Here is a 16,739-nt window from a genome sequence, read left to right as displayed (position 1 = left end):
GCCGCACTGGGGCTGGACTCGGCCTGAGCCCGGCGCCGCCAGATGCGGCCCGGCCACGACACGGACAACCCGAAGATCATCCCGCGCCCCACCCGACCACGTGACAACACCCCGGGCAGCGCGAACCCGCGATGAAAGGCTTCCGGTCCGCCGGATCCGCACAACGGTCCCTGTCCGCGTTCACCAGGAACCCACCCCACTTCAGACCCCACCGGCACCTGGCGACCGCCGGCCGGCACGAGCCTGCCCACCACGACCTGAACCACAGGCCGCCCCGCCCCCGGTCACACCCCCAGCCGATCACGCCCCCGACAACAGCAGCACCCTCCTGGGAGGGCCCGCCGTCCCTGCCCCCTGCCCCCCAGGGCAGGGACGGATGCAGTCACGGACCGCACAATGCGATGCAGGACAACCGGCCCCTTGCTCCGCAAAGGGCCGAACAGCGCCTCCGCTCCCGCCCTTCCCCCAGCCCGGGACACAGAAGGGGGGGCGGGGCCAGGAGAACGGAACAGACACGATATGGAGAACTACCCCCCTCCTGGCGCCGGTAGCGCCGGTGGTACCGGGCAGGCCGGCAACGAGGAGGAAACCATCCTCCAGGCGATCCTCTTCCAGTCCACCCAGTCCACCACCGTTCAAAACCCCGATCTCCAATGGCTTGGCCACCAGCTCCAGGCCCACTACAACGATGACGACCTCGATCATGAGCTGTGGCTGTGCCAGATGTACGGGAATTCTCCCACCGTGGCGAATCTGTGCGGCACCCGCCCCATTACTGCCGCTGAGGCCGAGGATGCCTGGGACGATCTCGTCGGCGCCTACTACACGTGGTACAACACCGTCTACCAGCCGGCCGCCGCCGGTGACATACCCGGCAGCGGGCAGAGCGGTGCAACCACCTCCGTACAGGACCAGCCCACCCCCGGCACATGGACCGACGACGACACGGCATGGCTCACCGACTTCCTCAACGCCTGCGCACAGGACGAATACCAGCGCAATTACCAGCGCGACGAAGCAGGCCTGAAAGAATTCCTCCAGGACGCGGGAGGCAAACCCGAGGCGGCGAAGGCGCTCATCCGCCGGGCACACCGCCACTACGGCGGAGCCGACGCGCTCGCACAGGTCCTCGCAAACCCCCGCCCCACGACCGGACCGGTGCCCGCCCCGCAACCGCAGACCCAAGGGGCCGGCTACGTCTGGACACCCGACCCCGCCCCACAACCCGCACCAGCCGCGCCCCCGCCCGTCCACCCCCACCCCGCCACACACGCCTGGTCACAGAAGGACGAAAACGTCCTCAACCGCTGGCTCGACTGGCTTGCCCAGATGGACCAGCAACCCACATGGGACACCATCGCCAACGGCCTGGCGCAACTCCTGGCAAGCCAAAAAATCAACGCTGAACCCGCAGCCTGGTGGACCACAGCCTGGCAGTCCCCCAGCAGACAGATCGCATACCTGCGGCAATACCAGAGCCGGAAGGCCGACCTGTCCGTAACCCTCGACGCACAAATCACCTACGCCTGGCAATCAACCCAGTGGGCCCTCGCCAACCAGCAGCAAACCCAAAACCAGCCCCAGCCACCCGCATACACCTGGACCCCCGACCAACAGACCCAGCCCCAGCACTACCCCCAGACAACCCCACAAACCCACCCGCCGGCACAACACCCGCAGACCCACCCCCGAAACCAGCCCACACCCCACCCGGCTCCACCACCCTCAAGCGGACAATCAAGGCCCGGGAAGCGGAAACAACCCGCACCAGACCCCAACGCCATTAAACAAAAAGACAACCAACGTAAACACCCACGCGCCGTTGGCAAAAACGCTTTCAGCCAGAAACTGTTGAAACTGCGCGAGAAGGCAAGCCTGACACAGCAGGAGCTTGCAGACAGGCTGAATATTGGACAAGTATATATATCGAGAGGCGAGTCCGGCAGCTACATCGCTCCGGACAGGGCACACCTCTGGATCCAGGCAGTGACAGACGACCCGCAAATTCAAGAAGAACTTCAAGCACTCTATGATGCAATATTCCACAGCACGGAAGACGCAAAGTCGGCATTCCGGGAACGGATGCTGCAACTCCGCACAGATCAGGAATTCTCCCAAGCAGATGTCGCAGCTGCACTCGGCGGGACCGTGAACATTTCGCTTTGGGAGAAGAAGATTACACCGACAACAGCAGCGAGCCAGGAGAAAGTTGACAAGTGGATCAACTTCCTGACGGCAGGACTGCAAGACAGGGAAAGCGTCCGCACGGAGCTGCGCCGGCTCTACGAGAAGGCAATGGGGCGGAAGCTTTCGTGGACCGACTGACCGTCGTCTGGCAGGCCCCCCTGACGGACGGACAGCGCGAGCGCCTGCAGCAACTCGGCATCACGCCGCTGCCGTCGGAGCCGGAAGCGCCCGCGAAGCCGTCCACGACACCCATGGCAGCCTTCGAGCGGGGCGTTGCGGCCCTGGCCCAGTGCAAGACCCGGGAAGGACACCTGACCTCCCCAGGAGTCACGTAGAGACAATCGTGGTCAGCGGCCAGGAGCATGCCGTGAAGCTCGGGGTATTCCTCAGCAACACCAAGAGCAGGCGCGCCAAGCTCACCGCCGACAAGCTCCGGCAGCTCGCCGACCTCGGACTCGAATGGGCAACAGCCTGACGGTCGGGCCGCTGACGCTGCCCCGGAAAGCGTGTCGGGGTCACTCGGGCGAGTTCCTGCCCGGGGCGGCCCCGGCCCTGCTGCATCCCGCCCGCGGGGACAGGGACCTGTCCCGCACACTCCGTACCGGCACGGGCCAGCGAAAAGCCTATCTTTGTCGGGACGTTGTCCTGCCTGCCGAATCAAGCAGAACAGCGAGAGTCAGCGGTGGCCGGCGCAGAGGCCTGGCTCGCCGTCGAAGCGAAGGGACACAAGCGGTCATCGTGGACCAGGGGAAGGGTGCACACAACGCGCCGCCGATCTGCCTCGTACTCCCCGACGGACAGGAAGTCCGCGGACGGCTGCACGCCCGCCGGCGGGCGGAGGACGGCTGGCTCTACCAGGTAGGAATCCTGGTGTGGCAGGACGCCACGAGCGGCCCCGCCGAACCTGCCGAGCAGCGAGTCTGGGTGAGTCCCGCACACGCACGCCCGGTACCCGGTGTCTCCTACCAGCACGTCCCCACCCACACCGGTCCGCAAGCAGACAGCCGTTCTCATAGGCGCCCGCCCGCATGGACCATCCAGTACCTGCCCCACCGCCCCGGACACCCGGGCGCCACGCTCCTGCACGTCGTCGGCTGCACCCCCAGCGACCGGACACTCACTCGCGAAGAAGCACTCGCCGCGCTCGATCAGCCCCGAGCAGCAGCCTGCATTCAATGCGACGCGGCCCGGTCCCTCACTTCAGACGCACAACCGACCGACCAACCTCGCCAGGCCCAGCACACCGACGAATCCCATCAGAACACAAAACCCCGCGAAACAGTCACATAACCGCCTGGTGCCTGAGAGCGGCACGACAAGAAGCGGAGGTGGCCGCCTCATGTACGTCACGAGCGTCTCTTCCCCGCTCAAGATGTTGTTTCGGGACCTGTTCCTCGGCCTGTGAGCACCCCGGCGTCGGCCCGGAATGCACTGGCCAGTGCGCACTACCATGGAGCCGTGCCGATGACGCTAAGCCGCTGTTCTGCTTGCGGCGGGGGAACCTGGGTGAACACCGCTGACACCGAACGGTGGTTCTGTGACTGCGGAACCGAACAAACCCCTGCGAGCACCGCGACCTGTGACAGCGACGATGCCAGAAGCTCACGGCTCTGACCTCATGCGCCGGAGCGCCGTTGTACTGATCTGCTTTGCTGTCAGCGGCCGTTTCGATTCCCCACTGACGGCCGCTTCGTGTACGCAGCGTGAGGTCATCCTCGGCGGTGTTCGCCCCACCACGGCAGGATCGGAGGCAGGTCGCTGAGCCCGCGGGCTGGCCGCTTCGGCATCGGCGACTCCCCGCCGTCCCCGTCCCAGCGGCGTGCGTATTGGTCCGGGAGGCTGCCCCAACCCCAGTAGGGAACCGGGCAGTCGGGGGCCTCGCCGAGTTCGTCGAGAGGATCCATGCGCTTTTCCGCCACCGTGCACAGGTGGGCCCAGTCGTCGCCCATGTCGAAGACATAGGCGAACTGCTCCTCGGCCTGCAGCCTGCTCAACTTGGTCGCATGGCCATCCACGGTGCCGTCCGGGGCCTCGCCGTCCCACCAGTCCAGAGGGCTGACCCGGGAGCCGTCGGACAAGATGAACAGGTGCAAGTGGGCCAAGTACCAGCGGCCGAAGGCGAGATCGATGGCCGTGGCGAACTGGGCGAAGGAGTGCGAGCGAGCGGCGGCAAAGACCCGGCCGGGGCGAGGCCACAGGTCTGCCCCGTGCCCGGAGACCAACTCCACCCGGATGGACAGCCAGGTACGTGCCACAACCTCAACCCCTTCAACCGTCAGGTCCGCGAGCCGGCACCGAGACTACCGAGTGTGACTGCCACGTGGGGAATCGAGCTGGCCGCTACTGGCCGCCGACACTTTTACCGTGTGAGGGCAGCCAAGCCAAGAGGGCCACATCTGCGTAAGAGGTGGCCCGTTGTTCCGCTGATGGTCTGCCCTCCACTGCCATCACCATGACCGTGCTCCCGGCGGCCGGCTCCAGCAGCAACTGCTACCCCCGGCTCTGCCAGGAAGCCGAAGGCGTGGTCCCTTTGCCCTCCTCGTGAGCGCGTAACGTAGACCGGCACCACGACCTCGCAGCAGGAATCACCGTGCCGCCTACTGAAGTACAGTCCGCCTCCATCGCCGCCCCGCGCCCGGCCGCGCCGCTCATGCAGCGCCGGCCGCAGCGGTCAACTGTCCGTCACGGCCAGGCATCCTGTGCCGACTACGGCTGCACCCGCACCGAGTGCCGCCGCGCGGCACTCAAAGCCCGCCGTCAACGCAACCAGGACCGCCTGCGCGGCCGCCCCGCCCGAGTTCCACCGCATGCCGCCGCCCGGTGGGCGGCCCGACTGCGCGAACAGGGCATGTCCGCGCAGGACATCGCCGACAGAGCCGGTCTGTCCGTGACCCTGGTCCGCCGACTGCTGCGCGTCCCAGAGCAGACACAGACGCGGAACATCGCCCGCACCACCGCCGACGCCGTACTCGGCATCCCAGTCCCCGCCCGACGCGAACCCAAGGCACCGGGCCTGACCGACTCCGCTGAAGCATCCCGGCTCCTGGCAGACGTGGCCCGTGCCGGATGGCCCGCCACCGCACTCGCCCAGCGACTGGACGTCACCCCCGCCACCATCGCCGAAGTCCGCGACAAACGCCCCCGCCTCCACCTCGATCTCGCCCTGCGGATCCGCCGTCTGCACCGCGAACTCATCGCCCTCGACCCCGTCAGCCAAGGCATCCGCCCCGCTGACGCCGCCCGCACCCGAACCGCCGCCGCCCGGCGCGCCGCAGGGTTCTGAGCAACCTCCGCCGACGTAGGGCCCGGGCGGGCGGCCCACCTCTGCTCAGGTCGCCGGTGCGAACAATCCGAGCAAGCGTTCCTTCTGCCAGGGCCCAGACTCCGGGGACGGCGGGTCCCGGAGATGTCTGAAATTGTGGACAGCTTGCGGCGTTGATGGAGGAAACAGCGGGTTTCATGGGCGTCCGGGTGGGCTGCGAACCAGCTCCGGGCGGCTGGGGTTGGGTGTCGGATCTGATGCCGTTCGTTCAGAACAGTGCCAGGCCCTCACTGCTGGTGTCTGCGATGACGGGCCGGAAGCGGGTGGGGAGGCCGTCCAGGCGGTCGGGGCCGGCCGCGGCGGCCACGGCGGGGGCGGTCTCGGCCAGCCAGGTGCCAAACCGCTTGGCGGCTTCGCGGTAGGGCACTTGCGCCAGGACACGGTGCTCGCCCGAAGGACAGAAATCGACGGCGACGGTGAGCAGGCAGGAACGGGGGGCGTTGTGGCTGCCCGTCCAGGACACGCGCAGTACACCGCAGGGTTTGCGCGCGCGGGAGCTGCGGGGGGCGTGGTGGGTCGGGCGCAGCGATCGGCAGGCTATGTAGGCGGTCCACGCGGCGAGGTGTGGCAGCGGCAGGGTGGTGCGGGCGCGGCAGCCGGGGCAGCGGTGCCAGTGGCGGAGCCAGTCGACGGCGTTGGTGTCAAAGAGGCGTGTGTAGCGGCTGGCTACGCGGATGTCGTTGCTGTACAGGTGGTCGGGGCGTTCCAGTGTGTTGCAGGAGTGGCAGACGGGGGCGCGGACGTAGTCGTGTTCATGGCAGTGGTCGAGTACGGCAGCGGGTGCGGTGCGGCAGACAGCGCAAACCCACCCAACCACCTTGCCTGAGGTGCCCGGCTTCCTACTCAGTACCGAGTACAGCTGGCCTTGCAGTTCCCCGTTGTACGGGCGCAGTGGGGCAGTTGGGCTCCTCTGCCGGCCGTCAGTGGCTCGGACCTGCTGGCAGTCGGGCGGCACGGTGGCGGCGGTGCTTGCCTGGCAGGGCCGCGCGGCCTGCAGCCACCGCGTTTCGGCATGCTCGGCGGCATCCAGCAGTCTCACCACGGCACGCGGCAGCCACCATGTCCGCTCCGTCCGGTCCCGGGTCTGCTCCACGACTATCCGTCGCCAGTCGATCCCCGCCAGATGGCACGGCCCAGCGCCTTCGCGCCGGGCTGCCCGCTCTAAGCCGGCCAGCTCCTGCAGTTCCCAAGTGATGCGCTGACGCCACCGCAGCAGCGTTCCCTCGATGCACTCCTTCTTCGGCGCGCCACGGAACGGACCGATGCGGACCAGGTCCTGGCAGTCCATCTCGACCGCGTTCAGTTCCAGTGCCGCCCGGCGCAATTCAATCTCCCGGACACTCCACTGACCGTCGCCTGCCTTCACCGTCGCCACCACACGGCCACCGAGCAGGACATACCCCGCCCGGGCGTTGGCAGGAGAACAGGTAAACGCCGCAGAAGCCCTTGGCACAGCGCCGTCGGCCGTCAAGCCGGCCCACAGAGCGTCCGCAGCCCCCAAAGAGATCAGGCCGCCCGTACGACCCGGGATGAAACCCTCTGACATACCAGCAGGCTAACCGCCCACACCGACAAGCCGATAGGAGCGGCCAGCCGTCAGCCCTCGCCGGTGCTGGGCGCGCGGCTGGGCGGCGCTGCAGAAGTTCACCGGGCGTGAGCTTCACGCCCGCGTTCCCTACGGGCACAAGGAAGGCGCGTACCCCCTCGGGCAGTGGGTGGCAGAACAACGAAGGGCGTACGGGGCGGGGCAGATGACCGGCCTGCGCGCCCGGCGGCTGGAGAAGCTGGGCATGGTGTGGTCGCTGGCGGATGAGCGGTTCCAGGAAAACCTCGCGGCCGCCAAGGCGTACTACGAGCAGCACTGGACGCTGTGCGCGCCCCGGTCCGCGACGATGCTGGACCGGCCGGTGGGGCAGTGGTTGTCCAACCTGCGCCGCCCTGGTGCGCTGGGGGCCACCCCGAATGGAAGACCGCGCTCGAAGCCGTCGACAAGGACTGGAACCCGGCATGGCCGGCCGACTGGCAACGCCACTACACCGCGCTACGCGACGTCGTACGCGACGAAGAGAGCCCGAGATCCTGCCAGGGTTCACCGTCCACGGCATGGACATCGGGAAGTGGCTCACCCGGCAGCGGACGCCGAAGGTCTGGCAGGCCCTGACGGACGGGCAGCGCGAACGCCTGGAGCAACTCGGCGTCGTGCCAGTGGCGCCGGAGCCTGAGGTGTCCGCGAAGCCGTCCACAGCGCCCGTGAGCGCCTTCGAGAGGGCATTGCGGCCCTGGCCCAGTACAAGACCCGCGAGGGCACCGTGACCGTACCCAGAAGCCACGTAGAGCGACTGGAGGACGGCACCGAAGTCAAGCTCGGAGTCTGGCTCATGAACCAGAAGAGCCGCATGGAGAAGCTCACCACCGACAGGCTCACCGCGCTCGCCGCCCTTGGCCTCGACTGGGCTTCAGCCAGGGTATTCGGCGACTTGCGATATCTGACTGCACCATAGGAGTCAGCTGGGCTGTGGTGGTCGTGGGCGGTTGGCTACGTCTGCGGCGTAGGTGGCCCAGTCGCCGGCGGCGATCTGCTGCCAGGTGGCGGCGGTGTCTGTGCTGATGCCGAGGAGCCTGGCGAGGACGGCGGCGGGCAGTTCGCCAGCGAGGGCGAACAGAGCTGTGGAGCGGTCGCTGCGGGGGCGCAGGCCGAGCTTCTTCAGGCGTTCGTCGAGGCCGGCGAAATCGAGGGGAGTGCCGGGGCGGATGCCTGGGAACAGCCAGGGCGTGTCGGCGCCGGTGGTGCCGTTCTGGACGCGGCCTCGGTGGCGGGTGGTGGCCAGGTCGCGGACGAGTCCGGCGACCGGTTCGGGGAGTGTGATGGGTTTGCTGCCGCACCGGATGCGGGTGCGGTCGTCGTCGTGGATGACGTGGGCGGTGGTGAGTCGGCAGATGGCGGCGGGGCGTTGGGCGTACAGCAGCAGAAGGAGTCCTGCGACGCGGTCGGCGGTGGGGATCGTGTCGTCGTGCAGGATCCGGCGGGTCAGTGTCCAGCGTCGTTCGGTGTCCAGGGCGACGGTGGGACCGGGCCAGGCAACGGCGGGGTAGGTCAGGTCGCGGGCGTGCCGGTGGGTGACGGCCCAGCGGACGAAGTTGCTGGTCTCGCGGGGGTAGATGGAGTTCGGATCAGTGATCTGGGTTTCGAGGTCGGCCTGAGTACAGGTAGCCAGGGTCAGGCCGTGTGTTTGCAGCCAGTTGAGGAAGTTGGCGGCGGCAGTGACGTGGCTGCGGATGTTGACCGCTTGCAGGCGGGTGGCTGGGGTGCCTCGCACGCGGGTGCGCAGGCGGCGCAGATGGTGCCAGATCGCGTATCCGTGCAGGATGCGGCGGTGGTCGGGATCGGTTAAGGCCTGGATTTCGTGGTTGATCCATCGCTCGAGACGGATCAGGTGCTCGTCGCGGGCAGGCAGCACTTGGCTGGCGACGAGGACGGCGCGCAGATGGGCGACGGTCTTGCCGTGAGGCAAGGTGTCGAGGAGGTCGTGGGTGAGAGGGCGGCCGGCGGTGGCGATGCCGCGCAGGACGGTGGTCACCTGGGGGCGGGCGAGCCAGGCCAGGGTGGTGTCGGGCCGGCCGTGACCGACCAGCGCGACGTGCAGCGCGGTCACGTGCTCGGGCAGGTGACCGTCGGACGTGAGAAGTGCGCGTAGGCGCTGGTCGAGGACGCAATGCGTGCAGGGGCGGGCGGTTAGCTGCCAGGGTGCGCGGCAGAGAGTGCAGCGTTGCCAGAACTGTGGGTCGGGGTTGAGGCACTGGGCGCACAGTGGAGCGGTTGCGGTGCCGCCGCGGAGTGGGGCGATGGTGGAGCAGCGGCTGCAGACGGCCCAGCATTTCTCGCAGCTATCGCACCAGGGTTTGCCGGTTGTCGGGGAGATCCATCCCGGCCGGGTGCGTCCGCAGATCGAGCAGGTGACGTGCCGGCGGGGGCGGCAACTGCTGCAGTAGGAGCCGTCGGGACAGCGGACGGCGACTGTGCGGCGGCGGCCGCAGCCACAGCACCGCTCGTAGTTGATCGGGTCGCTGCGCAGGCAGGACGAGCAGATCGGGGCCCCGTCATTGTCGCGGACAGCGGGGTCACGGACGGCCCCGCAGCGCGCGCACGCGGTGGCCCGGGCACGGCCGTAGCAGGTCCTGCAGATCCGTTCCCCCTGGTGCAGCACGGTCAGCGGGAGCAGTCGGTGGCAGCGGGGGCATGACGGCTTGACCACCCGGGTGGCGTGCTGGGCGGTGAGCTCGTCGATGAACCGTAAGACGGCCGGGGAGGGGGCTTGGTGGCCTGCCCCGGTCAGCAGGTCGGGCTGGTTGACGATCTGGCGGGCAAGCCGCTGCCGGGTGCTGGGCAGGGACGCAGCGCGGCCCAGTGCCGTCTGCACGCTGGTTCGGGTCAGGGCCGGATCCAGGGCGGTGAGCAGCAGGATGAGTTCGTCGACGGCGTGGGTGTCGTCGCGGCGGCAGCCCTTGCAGCGCGGGTGCCCTTCGCTGTCGCGGTACGGCAGGCGTCGCCGACAACCACATCCGGCGCAAGTTCCGCGGCCGGCGGTACAGGTGGCGCAGCGAAAGGAGCTGCTCTGCCATCGCCGAAGCCCACTCTGAAACCGGCCGCAGCGGTCACAGCGGGGCGCAGCGATGGCACGGGCTCCGGCGGCCCGCAGGGCGACCAGAAGCTCGGCGACGGCTTTGGGGGCGGGCGGCTGTCCCGTGATCAGCAGGGCGGGGTCGGCGGCCAGGGCCCGCGCCAGGCGCCGCTGCTTGGTGCGGTCCCGGCTCAGGCCTGTGACGACACGGTGGATCTCGTCGCGGGACAGGTACTGCTCGGCGCGGCAGACCAACTCGACCGTCAGGTCGAGGGGGTCATGGCCGGGATCGGCGCCGACCGCAGTCACGGGTCCACCCCGGTGATCCGGGCCCGCCGGGGCCGCAAGCTGCCCAGGGCACCGTCCGTACTGCCTGTGCCTGCCTGTGCGGCTTTCGGCGTGCGTGCGCCGGCCTCGGCGGCCACCGGTTCGATCAGGTCGTCCATGGTGCAGTCAAGGATGTCGAGCAGCGCCATGAGGATCTTCAGGCTCAGCCGTTCCGGACGTTCGACGACCAGGCGGTAGACCTGGCTGGTGGACAAGGTGATGCCCCGCTCTGTCAGCAGCGGCAGCAGGTCCGTGGTGGAGAACATCCCGCGCTCGGCCATGACCCGGCGCAGGTGCCAGTGGTAGTCGAGCTTTCCCATCTGCCTCACTCCCCCGCCGCTGGCAGCCCATTGAAGGCCGGAGCCAGCGCCCGGGCCAGGGCCGCGTTCATGAAGTCGTCGCTGACGTGCGTGTACACGGCTGTCGAGGTGTCGCACTCGTGGCCGACCTGCTGCTGGATGAACCGCCGGTCCACGCCGTCCTCGGTCAGGTGCGTGACGTAGGAGTGCCGCAGGGAGTGCGGCACCAGCGACTCGGGCAGATTCAGGGCCTGACGGTAGGCGACGAACCGGGCGTTGATCTCCGATGGTTTGATCCGTCCGCCGCGTTCGGTCACCCACAGCGCGGGGTGGTCGGCGCAGCCGGACCGCGGCCGGACGTTGTCGACGTAGTCGGCGACTGCCTCCACCGCCCAGTCCATCACCGACAGCACGTTGCGGCGCCGCGGCGGCTGGCCGCGTTTCGCCTTGCCGTAGCGGACGTTGAGCGTGCCGTACCGGCCGAATGCGGGGGCTTGGGGGTTGCGGCCGAAGTCTGCGAGATCGAGCCGGGCTGCCTCACCGCGGCGAAGCCCCCACCCGTAGATGACCTTGAAGAGAGTGGCGTCCCGGTAGGCCGCCAGCGCGCCCTTGCGCCTGGCCCGCACCGCACGGGCTACCTGCTCGTCTGCGTAGTCCAGGAAGCGCTGCAGCTCCTCGCGGGTGAACGGACGGGCCTCGGGATCACCCTCGTAGTCGTTCAGGTGGGCAATGGTGTTCCACTCGTGGCAGATCGCCACCGGATGGGTACCGAACCGCTCCTCACACACCCCGGCTTACCCGTAGCGCGGATCGATCAGGTACTCGCTGAACAGCCGCAACTCGCACTGGTAGGCGCGTACCGTCGACGCCGCCAGACGCCGCTCCCCCAGCAGCGACGCCGACCACTCGTCCAGATGCGCCGGCATCCACGCCCACGGGAACTCGTTCGTGAACGCCAAGAACCGGCGCACCGTCTGCTCCCGCGCAACCATGGTGCCCGTCTTCACCCCGCGGGAGGTCTGCTGCGCCCTCCAGCCACTCAGCATCCCCTCGAGGACTACCTCCTGCGGCCGAAGATGCACCACCCCCGCCACCAACTGAAGGCGCGCCGCCCCGGCCAACTCCGTCTGAGATCGAGCCACCGCCGATCACCTCTCCCGTCCAACGGGCTGATCGTGCATCAGGCGGGATGAGCTCGACAAACCTCCTGAAATCAGCGTGTGTTAGGGAGTACCGTCAGCAAGTTAGGCAACAACAGCTGAACTGCTCAAGAGCCGAATAACTCCCGCCTGATGCAATAGCCGACAGTTGCGGTATCAGATCATCGTGCTGGAGCTCCAGGACCCCGTCGTCACCCCGGAGAAGCTGATGGGCGAGGAGCCGCACACGGAAGAGGTGCGGGGGCAGCGCCTCGGAGCCCTCCAGGCCGCGCTCCTGCACACCATGAGCCAGCACAACCTGCAGACGTGCATCACGTTCCACCATCGGACGATCGAGGCGCAGGCGTACGCGGAGGGCTTGGAGCGGGTTGCGGCGAAGCTGCACGCCGATCAGCCTGAGACGTACCCCGCTCGGATCTGGGCGGACTGGCTGTGCGGCGAGCACGTCCCGGAGCGCCGGCGGGAGGTCCTGCGCGGGTTCGGGACTACGGCGCTGCGGGCTGTGCTCTCCAACTGTCGTGTCCTGGGTGAGGGCGTCGACATCAGAGCGGTGGACAGCGTGGCCCTGTTGGACCCCAAGGGTGCTCCGCACGACATCGTCCAGGCCATCGGCCGGGCTTTGCGTCAGAAGCCGGGACAGGGGAAGCTCGCCTCTTTGATCGTGCCGGTATTTCTCCAGCCGGGAGAAAAGCCGGAGGACATGTTCACCTCCGGATCGTATCGCCCGTTGGTGAAGGTATTGGAAGGGCTGCGCGCTCACGATGAAGAGGCCATCGAATTGCTGGCGATTCCGCAGGAGCCGCAGAAGGACGTTGCGCAGCCGTCCGTGAACATCGGTTCGGCGCCCGAGGAAGACGAGGACGAATCCCGCCTGCTGCTGCGTTTTGCTGCTCCGCGTGATCCGGTGATGGTCGCGGACTGGGTGTCCTTCAACGTGATCGACACGGAGAAGCAGGACTGGGCGCGCGGCTGGGCCGCGCTCAAGAAGTTCACGGAGCGTCAGCTTCACGCCCGAGTGCCATATGGGCACAAGGAAGGCGCGTACCCCCTTGGCCAGTGGGTCGCGGAACAGCGAAGGGCGTACGGGGCGGGGCAGATGAGCGGGTTGCGTGCCCGCAGGTTGGAGAAGCTGGGCATGGTGTGGTCGCTGGCGGATGAGCGGTTCCAGGAGAACCTGGAGGCCGCCAAGGCGTACTACGAGCTGCACTGGACGCTGTGTGCGCCCCGGTCCGCGACGATGCTGGACAAGCCGGTGGGGCAATGGCTGTCCAACCTCCGCCGCCCCGGTGCGCTGGACGGACACCCCGAATGGAAGACGGCGCTGGAAGCCGTGGCCGCTGACTGGAATCCGTCGTGGCCGGCGGACTGGCAACGGCACTACGCCGCGCTGCGGGAGCTGGTGGCCGACGAAGAGAGCCAGGCGGAAGTCCTGCCCGGGTTCACGGTCCACGGCATGGACATCGGGAAGTGGTTGGCCCGGCAGCGGACGCCGAAGGTCTGGCAGTCCTTGGCGGAGGGGCAGCGCGAGCGATTGGAGCAGCTCGGCATCGTGCCGCTGGCGCCGGAGCCGGAGGAGCCCGCGAAGCCGTCCACAGCGCCCGTGAGCGCCTTCGAGAAGGGCGTCGCGGCCCTGGCGCAGTACAAGACCCGCGAGGGCTCCGTGAAGGTCCCCAGGGCCCACGTAGAGCGGCTGGAGGACGGCACAGAGGTCAGACTCGGGGTCTTTCTGAGCAACAGCAAAAGCAGGCGCGCCAAGCTCGCCACCGACAAGCTGGCGGCATTGGCTGCCCTCGGACTCGACTGGGCCGCAGCCTGACCCGTGTCGGGGGCCCGAGCGTTCCGGCGCTAAAAGCTTTCCTGCTCCGGGCCGGTGTCATCGGACTGATGTATGTGTAGCGCCTGGGATCTGGGGCGACTTGCCGAGTTGGTCGAGTGCCGTGCGGCTTCGTACGCCGGCACGGCTGTACTGGATCGCGAAGGCGGCCGTCAGTTGTTTGCCGGTACCGGTCAGTTGGGTGCCGAAGGGCTGGGATACCTGGGACCAGGACGGCGAGCCGTGCCGTGCGGTGCTTGTGGGAAGGGGGCCGCCCCGTGCCGGGAACGCAGGATGGGTATTTCGAAGGGGGCCCATCGGCCGTGTTCCCGTCCCGGCTGGGGCGGGCGGCCGCGATGCCCCGGCTGCTGGACCTCGACGGGCGCGGTGAGCTGACATCCGCGCATGTGCGTCTGGTCGCCCAGGCGTTGGGGAAGTCGGAGCGGACGGTGTGGCGATGGCTGGCCGCTGCCCGTGAGGATCATCGCCTTGCCCGGGTGGAGTCGTCCCATTTCACAGTCACCGCAGAAGTGCGGCGGCTGCTGGCGCTGTGGGGCGGTAACGCTTCCCGGGTCCACGCCGAGCTGGTGCAGCGGGCGGCCGGGGATCCGGACGCGCCCGCGGTGCCGTCGCTCTCCACGCTGCACCGGGCGATCCGCCGGGACCTGACCCGCGGTGAACGGGCCGGGCTGAAGAGCGGGGAAGCCGCGCGGCGCGCGCATGACGTGTTCGGGCAGCGGCCGGCGGCGCACCGCAACGCCGTATGGGAGGGCGACCACAAGCACGTGCCTGTCGAGGTCGACGTGGAGGGTGAGCTGGCCACGCCGTGGGTGACCTGGTTCGTCGACTGCGCCACCAAGGCGATCACCGGGGTGGCGGTCACCGCTCACACGCCGAGCCGTGACGCGGTGCTGGCGTCCCTACGGATCGCGATCACCCGCACCAGGCCGTTCGGTCCGGTGGGCGGACTGCCCGGTCAGATCCGGGTGGACCGAGGCAAGGAGTTCTTGTGCGCGACGGTCACTGCGGCGATGGGCGCGTTCGCCGTCCCCGTCACCGGCCTTCCCGCCTACAGCCCGCATCTGAAGGGCACCATCGAGGCGTTGAACGACGCGGTGGAGGAGATGTTCCTCGTCTCGCTCCCCCGGTACACCGGCCGTCAGAAACTCACCGGCGGCCGGCTCGCCGACCCCGACGCCCCGCCGCTGACGTACGAGGCATTCGTGGGGCTGCTGCTGGACTGGGCGGACTGGTGGAACACCCGGCACCATCCGTCCGCGCTGAACGGCAGGACCCCGCTCCAGGCGTGGCAGGCCGACGCGACGCCCCTGACAGACGTGTCCGCGGGGCAGCTGGCGACGTTCGCTCTGGAGGACGACGGGCGTACATACACGATCAGCACCAGCGGGGTGCGGTGGCGCCGCCGCGACTACCTCGCCCCTTGGATGAACGGCCGTACCGGCACCAAAGTCTCGGTACGGCATCTGCCCCATCACGACGACACCATCGAAGTCTTCGACGCCGCCACCGGCCGCCACCTCGGGTCGGCGTTCCTGGCCGCCGCGGCGAGCCGGGACCAGATCCGCTCCGTTCAGGCGGCACGGACCCCGGCCGCCCGCCGGCTCAAGGCCGATCTGAAGGCTGCGGAAAAGCTGCGCCGCCGGCGCTTCGAAGCCTCCACCACCGCCGCCCCGCCCCGCCCTCTCACCTCCCCGACCTTGGCGCAGGCAGAAGAGGAACTGGGAGCGGCGGCGCAGACGGACCGCCGCGCGCTGGCCCGTCCCGATCTCGTTCCGCACGGCCCCGCGCCCGATACCTGGGCCCGCCCCAGGACGGCACGCACACCTACTGCTGATGAGGACCAAGCTGATGATCGCTGACCTGGACTACGGACTGCTGCCCGACGAGAGCGAAGACCACTTCCTGGGCCTGGAGCAGGCCCAGTTGGTGGGCACCGACACGCTGCTAACCACCCGGGACAACATCGAGGCCGTCATCGAGGCCAAGGCCATGATGTGCGTCTACGGGCCGGCCGGATCGCCTTCCGGGACCCCGCCGGCGGCGAGGGCCGGGCGTAGGGCTGCGGCGAGGCGGACGCTGTCCTCGGCGCCGCCCCAGCGGTGTCCGACCACCGCCCGCGAATGATCGTCCACGAAAGCGAAGAGATATGTCTTGCGACCTGCGATTTTCGGGCCGTGCAAGGCGTCCCCGACCCACAGTTCATTGGGGCGGTCGGCCTCGAACCGGCCGAACGCGGGCGGAGCCTGGCCGTCCGGGCGGTTCAGCAGGTCCAGACGGCCGAGGTGGCGGTGGACGGTGCGGTAGGACGGGCCCCAACCCAGATGCTGGGTCAGGATGCGTACCACCTGAGCAGTCGTGCGCTGCGGGTTCTCCCGCTTCAAGGCCGCGGCCAGGTCCAGGACCTCTTCCGGGGTTCGCGGGGTGACCTGCCTGGTGGGCGGCAGCAGGGCGTCGAAGCCGCCCGCGCGCCAGTTCCGCAGCCACCGGTCCAGAGTGCCGCGCCCGACAGTGACCTGCCGACCGAACGGGTCGGTATGTGTCTTCGCCGCCAGCTCCCGCACCATCGCCCCGCGCTGGCGCGGACTCAGGGCAGGATCGGCCGCCTCGCGGATCAACTGGTACCGGAACAGCGCGACCTGGTGGGCCCGCTCGGCCCGCCGGCGTTCCTCCTCGTCGACCAAAGCCATCAGCACGACCTCCAAAAAGCTGCGGACATGTCAACGAGCGATCATCGGCCCGCACCACCGCAGCCCGTCAGGGTCAACTCGTGTTGATCGACTTCACCGAACCGGCAGCGGCCAGGAAGGCGCCAGCAGCAAGCCTCGGCTGACCGCCGAGACCACCTCCCAGACCGGCGCGGTGACCATCGGGAACCGTCCCCGCACCGCCATCGAGACGGCGATGACCGCGGCGACCGCGTCGGCGAATGCCGAGGCCGCGGGTGCCGGCAGCACCACCGAGGGATCATCGGCGAGGTGAAGAACCCGGCCA

General features: G+C 68.7%; 16 protein-coding genes and 1 pseudogene. 9 read left to right on the top strand and 8 right to left on the bottom strand.

The genetic code is table 11. The features are described 5' to 3' along the window. The first annotated feature begins 519 nt into the window (after positions 1 to 519). The 3 genes from OG331_RS52295 (at position 520) to OG331_RS52285 (ending at position 3,477) form a co-directional block, all read left to right on the top strand. Positions 520 to 2,325 (top strand): helix-turn-helix domain-containing protein, encoded by a 1,806-nt coding sequence (locus OG331_RS52295; protein WP_406190249.1) that lies wholly within the window; start codon positions 520 to 522, stop codon positions 2,323 to 2,325. Next, the gene (locus OG331_RS52290; protein WP_406190252.1) at positions 2,313 to 2,522 is read left to right on the top strand and encodes a hypothetical protein; all 210 of its coding nucleotides are present in this window, start codon (positions 2,313 to 2,315) and stop codon (positions 2,520 to 2,522) included. Before OG331_RS52295 ends, OG331_RS52290 begins: the two co-directional genes overlap by 13 nt. A gap of 124 nt (positions 2,523 to 2,646) precedes the next feature. Next, positions 2,647 to 3,477, top strand: a complete 831-nt coding sequence (locus tag OG331_RS52285; protein ID WP_406190255.1) for a DUF6233 domain-containing protein — start codon at positions 2,647 to 2,649, stop codon at positions 3,475 to 3,477. A 419-nt stretch (positions 3,478 to 3,896) separates the two neighbouring features. Here OG331_RS52285 and OG331_RS52280 read toward each other — a convergent pair whose 3' ends face one another. Further along, on the bottom strand, positions 3,897 to 4,442 hold the full coding sequence (locus tag OG331_RS52280; RefSeq protein ID WP_406190258.1) for an IS1096 element passenger TnpR family protein: 546 nt from the start codon (positions 4,440 to 4,442) through the stop codon (positions 3,897 to 3,899). Between the two features lie 335 nt (positions 4,443 to 4,777). Here OG331_RS52280 and OG331_RS52275 point away from each other — a divergent pair, with 335 nt between their 5' ends. Then, positions 4,778 to 5,470 (top strand): hypothetical protein, encoded by a 693-nt coding sequence (locus OG331_RS52275; protein WP_406190261.1) that lies wholly within the window; start codon positions 4,778 to 4,780, stop codon positions 5,468 to 5,470. 247 nt (positions 5,471 to 5,717) lie between these two features. On the opposite strand, the gene OG331_RS52270 is transcribed toward OG331_RS52275, so the two are convergent. Then, positions 5,718 to 6,833 (bottom strand): endonuclease domain-containing protein, encoded by a 1,116-nt coding sequence (locus OG331_RS52270; RefSeq protein WP_406190263.1) that lies wholly within the window; start codon positions 6,831 to 6,833, stop codon positions 5,718 to 5,720. A 301-nt stretch (positions 6,834 to 7,134) separates the two neighbouring features. Here OG331_RS52270 and OG331_RS52265 point away from each other — a divergent pair. The 3 genes and pseudogenes from OG331_RS52265 to OG331_RS52255 all read left to right on the top strand — a co-directional run. Further along, positions 7,135 to 7,440, top strand: a pseudogene (locus tag OG331_RS52265) (helicase associated domain-containing protein); the annotation flags it as partial. 172 nt (positions 7,441 to 7,612) lie between these two features. Further along, complete coding sequence (locus OG331_RS52260; RefSeq protein ID WP_406190266.1) at positions 7,613 to 7,822, top strand: helicase associated domain-containing protein; 210 nt, start codon at positions 7,613 to 7,615, stop codon at positions 7,820 to 7,822. After that, positions 7,819 to 8,010 carry a hypothetical protein gene (locus OG331_RS52255; protein WP_406190269.1) on the top strand — a complete coding sequence of 64 codons (192 nt, stop codon included), beginning with the start codon at positions 7,819 to 7,821 and terminating at the stop codon, positions 8,008 to 8,010. Before OG331_RS52260 ends, OG331_RS52255 begins: the two co-directional genes overlap by 4 nt. 3 nt (positions 8,011 to 8,013) lie before the next feature. Here OG331_RS52255 and OG331_RS52250 read toward each other — a convergent pair whose 3' ends face one another. The 4 genes from OG331_RS52250 to OG331_RS52235 are packed head-to-tail and all read right to left on the bottom strand — an operon-like array spanning position 8,014 to position 11,896. After that, a complete protein-coding gene (locus OG331_RS52250) occupies positions 8,014 to 10,437 on the bottom strand; it encodes a site-specific integrase (RefSeq protein ID WP_406190272.1) in 2,424 nt (807 codons plus the stop codon). Then, entirely contained in the window at positions 10,434 to 10,775 is a 342-nt protein-coding gene (locus OG331_RS52245) for a helix-turn-helix domain-containing protein (RefSeq protein WP_406190275.1), read from the bottom strand. Before OG331_RS52245 ends, OG331_RS52250 begins: the two co-directional genes overlap by 4 nt. 5 nt (positions 10,776 to 10,780) lie before the next feature. After that, entirely contained in the window at positions 10,781 to 11,512 is a 732-nt protein-coding gene (locus OG331_RS52240; protein ID WP_406190277.1) for a tyrosine-type recombinase/integrase, read from the bottom strand. A gap of 36 nt (positions 11,513 to 11,548) precedes the next feature. Further along, the gene (locus tag OG331_RS52235; RefSeq protein ID WP_406190281.1) at positions 11,549 to 11,896 is read right to left on the bottom strand and encodes a hypothetical protein; all 348 of its coding nucleotides are present in this window, start codon (positions 11,894 to 11,896) and stop codon (positions 11,549 to 11,551) included. A gap of 166 nt (positions 11,897 to 12,062) precedes the next feature. Here OG331_RS52235 and OG331_RS52230 point away from each other — a divergent pair, with 166 nt between their 5' ends. Together OG331_RS52230 and OG331_RS52225 are read left to right on the top strand one after the other, a co-directional pair. Then, a complete protein-coding gene (locus OG331_RS52230; protein WP_406190284.1) occupies positions 12,063 to 13,730 on the top strand; it encodes a Helicase associated domain protein in 1,668 nt (555 codons plus the stop codon). A 353-nt stretch (positions 13,731 to 14,083) separates the two neighbouring features. Next, on the top strand, positions 14,084 to 15,607 hold the full coding sequence (locus tag OG331_RS52225) for a Mu transposase C-terminal domain-containing protein (RefSeq protein WP_406209539.1): 1,524 nt from the start codon (positions 14,084 to 14,086) through the stop codon (positions 15,605 to 15,607). Positions 15,608 to 15,748: 141 nt separating this feature from the next. Here the strand turns inward: OG331_RS52225 and OG331_RS52220 are convergent, their stop codons facing one another. Together OG331_RS52220 and OG331_RS52215 are read right to left on the bottom strand one after the other, a co-directional pair. Next, positions 15,749 to 16,435, bottom strand: coding sequence for a DDE-type integrase/transposase/recombinase (locus OG331_RS52220; protein ID WP_406190287.1), 687 nt, complete (start codon positions 16,433 to 16,435; stop codon positions 15,749 to 15,751). Positions 16,436 to 16,528: 93 nt separating this feature from the next. Then, positions 16,529 to 16,705 (bottom strand): hypothetical protein, encoded by a 177-nt coding sequence (locus OG331_RS52215; protein WP_406210882.1) that lies wholly within the window; start codon positions 16,703 to 16,705, stop codon positions 16,529 to 16,531. Positions 16,706 to 16,739: the final 34 nt, after the last annotated feature.

The sequence above is a fragment of the Streptomyces sp. NBC_01017 genome (assembly GCF_045162795.1).
In the GTDB taxonomy this organism is placed as follows: Bacteria; Actinomycetota; Actinomycetes; order Streptomycetales; family Streptomycetaceae; genus Streptomyces; species Streptomyces machairae.
The sequence above is the reverse complement of the archived record's forward strand: the minus strand, read 5'-3'. Positions and strand labels throughout refer to the sequence as shown.

Bases quoted from the DNA above. Each gene is read 5' to 3' on its own strand.
- OG331_RS52260 (WP_406190266.1), top strand. From the start codon at position 7,613: ATGGACATCGGGAAGTGGCTCACCCGGCAGCGGACGCCGAAGGTCTGG.
- OG331_RS52295 (WP_406190249.1), top strand. From the start codon at position 520: ATGGAGAACTACCCCCCTCCTGGCGCCGGTAGCGCCGGTGGTACCGGG.
- OG331_RS52220 (WP_406190287.1), bottom strand. From the start codon at position 16,435: ATGGCTTTGGTCGACGAGGAGGAACGCCGGCGGGCCGAGCGGGCCCAC.
- OG331_RS52245 (WP_406190275.1), bottom strand. From the start codon at position 10,775: ATGGGAAAGCTCGACTACCACTGGCACCTGCGCCGGGTCATGGCCGAG.
- OG331_RS52285 (WP_406190255.1), top strand. From the start codon at position 2,647: ATGGGCAACAGCCTGACGGTCGGGCCGCTGACGCTGCCCCGGAAAGCG.
- OG331_RS52225 (WP_406209539.1), top strand. From the start codon at position 14,084: ATGCCCCGGCTGCTGGACCTCGACGGGCGCGGTGAGCTGACATCCGCG.